This window comes from uncultured Demequina sp., from assembly GCF_913055775.1.
Classification (GTDB): domain Bacteria; phylum Actinomycetota; class Actinomycetes; order Actinomycetales; family Demequinaceae; genus Demequina.
This window is the reverse complement of the sequence record NZ_CAJXJX010000149.1, coordinates 1-5,824: the sequence shown is the minus strand read 5'-3', so window position 1 is coordinate 5,824 and position 5,824 is coordinate 1. Positions and strand designations below refer to the sequence as shown.

Annotated in this window: 6 protein-coding genes; all 6 read right to left on the bottom strand. The window is 66.8% G+C overall.

The window, feature by feature from the left end; translation table 11 throughout:
• A partial coding sequence (locus QZ483_RS12255) for an NTP transferase domain-containing protein (RefSeq protein WP_297084406.1) occupies nucleotides 1-119 on the bottom strand: 119 nt, incomplete at its 3' end.
• A 165-nt stretch (nucleotides 120-284) separates the two neighbouring features.
• On the bottom strand, nucleotides 285-1,088 hold the full coding sequence (locus QZ483_RS12250; RefSeq protein WP_297084404.1) for a formate/nitrite transporter family protein: 804 nt from the start codon (nucleotides 1,086-1,088) through the stop codon (nucleotides 285-287).
• Nucleotides 1,089-1,340: 252 nt separating this feature from the next.
• Nucleotides 1,341-2,537, bottom strand: a complete 1,197-nt coding sequence (locus QZ483_RS12245) for an alpha/beta fold hydrolase (RefSeq protein WP_297084403.1) — start codon at nucleotides 2,535-2,537, stop codon at nucleotides 1,341-1,343.
• A 118-nt stretch (nucleotides 2,538-2,655) separates the two neighbouring features.
• A complete protein-coding gene (locus QZ483_RS12240) occupies nucleotides 2,656-3,360 on the bottom strand; it encodes a hypothetical protein (RefSeq protein ID WP_297084400.1) in 705 nt (234 codons plus the stop codon).
• A 256-nt stretch (nucleotides 3,361-3,616) separates the two neighbouring features.
• A complete protein-coding gene (locus QZ483_RS12235) occupies nucleotides 3,617-5,212 on the bottom strand; it encodes a methyltransferase (protein WP_297084398.1) in 1,596 nt (531 codons plus the stop codon).
• Between the two features lie 112 nt (nucleotides 5,213-5,324).
• Nucleotides 5,325-5,824 (bottom strand): M20/M25/M40 family metallo-hydrolase (locus QZ483_RS12230; protein ID WP_297084396.1); only part of this gene is annotated, 500 nt, incomplete at its 5' end.

Sequence of the window (5,824 nt, the reverse complement as noted above, 5' to 3'; positions counted from 1 at the left end):
GCCGCCTCGATTACCCGACCCAGCATCGGCACGCCGCCGATGGGATGGAGAACCTTGGGCAGGTCGGAACGCATGCGGGTGCCTTTGCCGGCGGCGAGGATCACAATATCAATGGCCATAATGATTCCTGGTGGAACAGCGGTTTACCGAAGAATGGCCGCGAATTGTGGCTACTTAGCGGCGGCATCACAAGTAGGCGGCAGGGAAGCAAGCGCTATTTCCCGCTAGAATTTCCCATTACCTCAAGCGAAACGCGATACAAAATCTACAGAGGAAGTTTCATCCTATTGGCCACTGCGCCTGGCGGTAAAGCTGTACTTCATGCGCCCCACAAACACCGAACCACCGATGGTGTTGCCCACGGTTGCTACCGCAAGGAACTGAAGGACATCCACGAATCCGACGGTGGTGTTCTTGGCAAACCAGGCACAGAACATGCCCACGGCACCGGCAATGCAGTGGGGCAGGCCACCGAGACCGATCACAAAGGTGATGATTGCCACCGCGGCAATCCGGCTTATGGTCTCGGTGGATGAGGACACCATCCACGCCAGCAGCCCCATCAACCAGCCGGCGAATATCGCCCCCAGAAACTGCCCACCCGTGTCGTCAGCGATCATTTTGTGCCCGTAGTAGCCGAAAACCGATTCATCGAATCGGTCGGTCATATCCACAAACTGTACAAACAACGCGCTGAACAGTGCCGCACCCAGCAGGTTTCCGAAATAAATCAGCCCCCATACCCGCAACAGCTGTCGCACGTGCTTGCGGCCGTCCAGCACCGGCAGGATTGCGAGGGTGGTATGCTCGGTAAACAGATCCGAGCGACCGATGATGACCAGCATAAAGCCCACTGGATAACTCAGTGCCGCCAGCAGGTATAACAGCTGGTGGGAAACACTGGCATGGAAGTGGCTGTAAAACGCGGCGATCAGGAAGATACTGAAACCAATTTCCATACCGGCCGCCATCGACGAGAGTATCAGCGCTTTGTTGTCGCGCTGGTACTCCCGCAGGCTCTCATCCATCTGCTCCGAGAGAATCTGGCGATCACTCTTGGGCCGGGCCTGATCCTTGTGATGGCTCATAGGTTGTCCGCAATTGGAAAGGTGTCCTGTTGCCGCACCTCTTACCCCAGTCTAGCCAGAGTCTTCCGCGGTGTGCCGCGATGCTGCGCCGGCCTCAAACAGGAAAAAATCCGGTTAAGGCCGGATATCCCGAGTTTTCTCCCGTTCGGCTCAGATTCATTGTCTTTTGCCGCCATTGCGGTAATTTGGCGTAATAGTCATTTTTTAAACAGCGCCGCCTCACCGGGCCGTCGCGCCCTCAAGACAACTCCATCAACCCAGGAGCCCAGAATGATAAAAACCAAAGTCAGCAAGCTCGCGCGCCTGATCGGCGGGCACGCGAACATCGTCGCGCGAGTGAAGGATCAGCGTGGGGCACTCGACCTGCGGCGCCTCGTCCTCCACGTCGATGCGCGCGAACTCCTCAAGGAAGCGCACCGCATTCTCGGACGACGTGGTGCTGCGCTGGAAGGTCGTGAAGTCGTCCCACTGCTCGTGACTCCCGTGCGGCAGGAATTGCGACGCGAACACCCGCATGAAGCTCGGGTCCTGCCTCCCCCAGCCCACACGCGCGAGGTCGATGTCGAGGGCGGCCTCCGCGCGCTCCGCCTCGTCCCGCGCGCGCAGCAGCCGGCCCAGGACATACCCGCCCGCGAGCACCAGGTGAGAGACTTTCTCGGGATGGCGGGCGGCGAACGAGATCGCGACGGCCGCGCCCTGAGATACCCCCAGCAGCGGGAAGCGCTCCAGCCCGGTGGCGGCGACCACCGTCTCCAGATCGGCCACCCAGTCCTCGAAGCCGAAGCCCGGCACCTGCCAGTCGGACATCCCGCAGCCACGCTCGTCGTACCGCACCAGGGTCCGGCCCCGCGCGAGGCCATGCAGCCAGTGCGACCACACCGGACTGTCCCACTCCAGGTCCAGGTGAGTGATCCAGTTGGCGGCCTTGAGCAGCACCGGTCCCTCGCCCACGGTGGCGTAGGCGATCCGCGCGCCGTCGGCAGCGGAGCAGTACTGGATGGACTGGCGCTCCCTGCCATCGCGGGCCGATGCGGAGACCGAAGCGGCCGGCGACGGCACCTGCCGCTCGTGCTGCAGAGCAGGTGCGCCCGCCGCCGTCGCGACATCGGCGGTGTCCTCGGCAGCCGCATCGGCCGTCTCCACGTCCGCGACGAACTGATAGCCCCTGCCGTGGACCGTGCGGATCATGCGCTGCTCGGTGCCGGAATCGCCGATCGCTCGGCGGACAGTGCGCAGCGCGGTGGTGAGCGCGGCATCGGAGACGAAGGTCGTGCGCCACACCTGATCGAGAAGCTCGGGCTTGGTCACCACGCGGTCACGCTGCTCGAGGAGCACGCGGAGGAGATCGAACGCACGGGGCTCGATGCGGATGGGCTCGCCGGCGCGGCTGAGCTGGTAGCGGGCGGCGTCGAGCGTGTAGTCGCCGAAGGTGAAGATCTGCGCGCTCACGTCGCGAGACTATCCGCTGGGCGGCGCGGGCGGCAGAGGTTCGGGACCGGCACTGTCCCAGACACGCCGAAAGGGCCCCTCCGAAGAGGGGCCCTTCCGTGAGAGAGAGGAACTGCTATCAGGCGTTGGCCGGCTCGTCGATCTTCTCGATCGACGGCGCGTCCTTCAGCGCTGCCTTCTTGCTGTCCGCGGCGCCGGCCCACACGAGGCCTCCGCCCAGGAGGATCAGGGTCGCACCCAGCAGTCCGGCGATCGCCGCGACTCCGGTGCCCATCACGAGCACGTTGGCGGTGACGGAGCCGACTCCCAGCTCGCCCATCAGAGCGTGCGCGGTGCCGGTCCAGGCCATCGAGCGAGTCGGGCCCTCGAGCGGGTGCATGCGGTCGAAGTCGGCCCAGTACTTGCCGTCGACCTCAACCTCGTAGGTACCGGCCTCGAAGGTCTCGCCGTTGTACTCGACTGCCTCGTCGAGGACGACCGTCTGGGTGCCGTGCAGCGTGTGGTACGCGATCAGACCCATCTGGTACATGTACTCGGAACCGGTGTTCACGAGCGGGTCGTTGGGGTCCATCTCCGAGGACTTGAGGGTGTAGCCCCAGTCGTCTTCGACCAGCGAAACGATGCCCTCAGCACCCTCAACGGTGCCGCGGTCGGTGAGGACGCCGTCCTCGTTGTAGGACAGGGTGACGTTCTGCGCCTCCGAGAACTTCTGGAGGGAGTTGGCTCCGGCGGCCACCTGCGTGTAGGCGAAGACACCGATTCCGATGAAGCCCAGGCCGATGACGGCGAGGACGATGCCGAGGTACTTGAGTCGAGCGATCATGATTCCTTTTTCCTTTCCCATCCGGGGTTGGTTACCGGCTGGTGCAACCGTTTCGCGGAATCGGGAATGATCGCCGGGACCATGGGCCCAGGGGCGCCGCTACAGCCCTTCTACCAGGCTATTTACGTTTGGCTTGGTAGATAACGGTTCGGTAAACATCGATTCCCGCCGGTGAGGCCTGCCATTTCCGGGACCAACGTCCCAGGGTCCGCGGCTCGCGCCATGGCCTCGCCGTCCGCGGCCTGCCGCCGTGCCGTCAGCGCACCAGGAAGCCGTCGCGCACCAGCTCGCGGACAGCCGGGACGAGGCCCCCGATCATTTCCCCTGATGGCACGTCCAGGAGAGCCGCGAGCGCATGCGCGATCTGGCCCACCTGGAGCTCCCCGTCGCAGGCACCCACGAGGCCGGCGAGGGCCGTGTCCGCCTTCACCGAGCGGCCGAAGCCCCCGCCCTGGCGGATGAGGATGTGCTCGGGGTCCGCGAGCAGCGGCCGGCCGTAGGTCTCCTTGGTGACGTCCGGCGCGACGGCGAGCGCCGTCGACAGCAGCTCCTCGTCGGGGGCGCTCGCGAGCCAGTCGTGCGCCTCGAGCGCCGCGGCGAGAGTGGGCCCCAGCGGCGTCGCGAGCGGGCCCTCGTGCGCCTCGAGCCGGCGCAGTGTGGGAGTGCCGCCAAGCGGTCGGCGCAGCACCACGAGGCCGAACCCGATCGCCTCGACCCCCGCCGCATCGAAGGACCGCAGGTAGGCCTCGTAGTACTGCTCCCACCGGTCGGGCGCGCGATCCGCCGTGATCCCGGCATCGCGCAGCCACGTCTCCGCATACTCGGCGGCATCGACCGCGTCGCGCTGCACCACCCACGCGTCGAGGGGCACGGCGGCCAGATCGAGCCACCGTTCGAGCCGCTCTCGCCAGTCGCCGCTGATCTCCCAGTTGCCCAGCAGCTGCGCCACGCCTCCGGGCTCCAGCACGGTGCCGACGGTCTGGATCAGCGACGCCACGACGCCGTCGTGCTCCATGCCTCCGTCGCGGTACTCGAAGGTGGGCGCGCCCGGCGGGGTGATGACGAACGGAGGGTTGGACACCACCAGGTCGAACGTCTCGCCTGCCACCGGCTCGAGCATCGAGCCTTCGCGGAGGTCCCATGGCAGATGAGCGCTGGCGGCCTGCTCCCCTGCCTGCGAACCGAGCCGACCCAGTGCTGGAGCGTTGAGCGCCTCGTTGAATCGCGCGAACGCCAGCGCTCGCGTCGAGATGTCCGTGCCCACGACCGCATCAGCATGCAGCGACGCGTGCATGGACTGGATGCCGCAGCCGACTCCCAGGTCGAGCACGCGCCGCCGGTGGCCTCGGATCGTGGCCGAAGCAAGCGTCGTGGACGCACCGCCCACCCCGAGGACGTGGTGGCGCCCCACGGCGGCTGCCGTCACCGACTCCGTCTGGTCCGAGGCGATCCACCAGTTCACCTCGCCATTGGCGGTCGTGGACTCATAGGGCCGGACGTCGACGATCGAGCGCACCCCATCGTCGGGACCACTGCCCGCGACCTCGACCAGGCCGGCGCGCACCGCGCCATCCGTACCCACGCGCTCGAGGGCGGCATCCACCTGGCGGCGCGGAAGCTCCTCGCCCAGCATCAGGAGTCGGCTGAGAGTGGCGAGGCGGTCAGCGCTGGCCGGCGTCCCGGCGTCCGCGCCCACATCTCGCGCGACAACGCGAGCCGGGATCACCTGTTCGCGATGCAGGGCGCGCATCGCGCGGTCGCCCAGGACCTCTCCCACCGCGTCAACGGTCCAGCCGGTGAGGTCGGCGTTCAGCGCCGCCGCCGACGGCGCGTCCAACCGGGGAACGCTCATGCTGGCGAGGCTAGCGCGAAGCCAGCCCGCGCATCGGCCCTCCTGGCGGTGCGTTCTCGCTCGCCTACGCCCTTAGGCGAGCGAGATGGATCCATTTCGCTCGCCTTAGCGCCTAGGAAAGCGAGATGGATCCACTTCGGGGAGGGTGGGGTCCGAGCGCTGGCCCCGTCAGCAGCGCCCGGTAGAACGCCACCGCCTTGCCCAGCGACTCGATGGCCACGTGCTCGTTGGGGCCGTGGATCGCCTCCCGCTGCTCCTTGTCCATGAGCAGCGGCGCGAAGCGGTACACCGCCGGCGAGACCTGGGCGGCGTACCGGCCGTCCGAGGCCGCGAGCATGATGTACGGCACGGCGATCGCCTCGGGGTACGAGGCCGCGACCGCCTCGCGCAGTGCGGCCCAGCGCTCGTCGTCGCCCGTGGGCGAGACCGGCGACGGCTCGTACGCCTCGAGCACGTCGAGCGCGATCCGGTCGTCATTGATCGCGCCGCGCAGGTGACCGAGCGCCTCCTGGGTCGACGAGCCCACAGCCACGCGGCTGTTCACGACGGCCGATGCGCGGGTCGCGAGGACGTTGTCCGCCGGGCTTCCCTCGAGCTGGGTGATGGCGTAGG